Source organism: Hymenobacter crusticola, assembly GCF_002154225.1.
Classification (GTDB): Bacteria; Bacteroidota; Bacteroidia; order Cytophagales; family Hymenobacteraceae; genus Hymenobacter; species Hymenobacter crusticola.
The window spans coordinates 1-2,211 of the sequence record NZ_MTSE01000088.1 but is presented as its reverse complement, the minus strand read 5'-3'; the positions used below and the strand labels follow the sequence as shown (position 1 = coordinate 2,211).

Sequence of the window (2,211 nt, the reverse complement as noted above, 5' to 3'; positions counted from 1 at the left end):
GGCCCGTAGTGCCGGTGCTGGAGCGGAACAGCGTGAGCTGGGCTTCCGGGATGGTGTTGAGTTCGGTGTCGAAGTAGCCAAACTCCAGCGTCACGTTCAAATTGCTGTTGGTGGCCGCTTGGATGTCATAGTAGCGCTTGATGCTGCTACTGGTACCCTGGCCGGTTAGCGCAGTGCCCGTCACCCGACGCACCGTGGTTGTACCCGGGAGCGTTGAGCCGGTGGGCGTTAAGGCTAACCCCAGGCTCTCAAAACTGTAGCGGGTGCCCGCCGTGCTCACGTCACGCGTAGTTTTTACCGTGCCCGTCAAGTAGTTGGTCGCCGACTCCGTTAGTGCGGCTGCACTACCCAGCTCCACCGTGTAGTTGCCCGTGTTCAAGGTGCCGCTGGTTAGAGTTAACGCGGTCGCCACGTTGACGTTACCACTTAACGTCGTCGTGCCGCTCGCCTTATTGACTACCAGGGTGCTGAAGCTGCCAGCTACCGTTTGCGCTCCCGTGCCTATCAGGCGGACAGTACCTCCCAACGCCGGACCTTGTTCATCCACGTTGCCAGTCGCTTGCAGCGTCGCGCCGCTCGCGAGAGTCACGCTGGCCCCACTAACAATGGTGAGATTGGTCATCGTTGCCGTACCCGCGCTCAAAATTGGATACCGGCTCAGGCCTGCTGGAATCGTGACGTTGTGGCTGGCACTAGGCACCATCCCGTAACTCCAGTTGCCGCAGTCGCTCCAGTCCGTGCTGGTGGCACCCGTCCACGTCAGGCTCGGAATGCTATTCACGCTGGGTTGCTGTAGCGTCACGGTTGCAGTGGCCGTGCTACTGTTGCCATTAGCATCGGTAGCCGTCAGGGTCACTGGCACTGTCCCGGTGGGAGCAGCAGCAGAAGGAGTCGTTACCCACGCGGTTGAAGGACTGCTGTTCAGGAGTGTTCCACTGTTGCTGTGGCCTGACGCATCCGTAGCTGTCACTGAGCCAGGACCATTCTCCAAAGGCAAATAGGCGAGCAGGTTGGCTTCGTTACCCACCAGCGTCCGGTCTTTAGTAGCAGCGATTTCGGCGGCGGTGCGGGCCACTGACCAGATACGCACCTCGTCAAGCTGCCCCTTCAAATAAGGGTCCTGGCCGTAGATCGAGCGGCCCAGCCAATAGTTTGTGAGTGTACCCAGAAGAGACGGATTCAGCGTAAGGGCGCTGTTGCTCCCAACCGCGGTGCCATCCAGGTAAATCGTGCCGGTACCCCGGTTGGTACTAGTGTTCCACGCTAGGGTGAAGGCAACGTGGTGCCAACCGGTAGGCATTGTGGTGTTGGCCACGATGCGCTGCTCGCCCGGGTTGCCGCCAGTGCTAATGGCAAACGCGAGTTTATTTAGGGAATTAGCATCCCAGTTGGCTTTAGGCGTCAGCAGCAGGTAGGTGTTTGTGCTGCTGCTAAAGTCGAAGAGACGAGTCCAGTTGCCGTTGTCCTGGTAGTTTAGCCAGGTCTCGAAAGTGAAGCTCCGGTTTGTAGAGAGCAGGTTGCTAGGCAAGCTCAGGTAGTCATCGACACCGTCGAGGTTTACAGCGTAGCGGTTGGGACCACTGAGGTTGCCACAAGAGAACGTGCTAGGAGAGACGCTCATAGAAGCAATGCCACAATTGTCGAAACTGCCATTGTTTACCTGGGCAGTGGTCAGTGTAGCCATGCCAGTAGCATCTAACGTCAGATTTACATCCTGCGCTACTACCGTCGGAGCTAGGTTATCCTGTACCGTTACTGTGGCCTTTGTCGTGCTCGTATTGCCATTGGCATCCGTCACCGTTAATAGAATAGTGCTCGTACCCACTTCGGCGCACGAGTACGTGAGTTGCGCTGCTGGTGTGGGGGTGGCGTAAGTAGCGCGCACCGCCAGGGCTTTGTACGTATTCAAGCAAGGATCACCAAAGACACCGTTCGTAGCGGGAATGCTGGCCGAGTTTTTTCCAAGCAAATACGTTCCAACGATAGAGGCGCTGTTACCGGCGTGACAGCCACCAAGAGCATAGTTGCCGTTAGTCCCGGTAGGCGTGCCGTAGCTGGCAAAGTCAACCGCGGTAAACACCGTACCCGAGGGAGCGGTTAACGTCAGCGTGCCGCCTTCAACTATTTGACCGTACACCACCCCCTGCTTTTGCACTTGCAGCGTCAGCGGCCCGCACCCGGCCGTGCTGCCATTATTGACGGCGGTTGCAG

The 2,211-nt window shown here is 58.0% G+C and carries 1 protein-coding gene; it reads right to left on the bottom strand.

Features of this window, described 5'->3' with window-relative positions; all coding sequences use genetic code 11:
- Nucleotides 1-2,211, bottom strand: a 2,211-nt coding sequence (locus tag BXP70_RS28915; RefSeq protein ID WP_218779898.1) for a LamG-like jellyroll fold domain-containing protein, incomplete at both ends; no start/stop codon positions are given.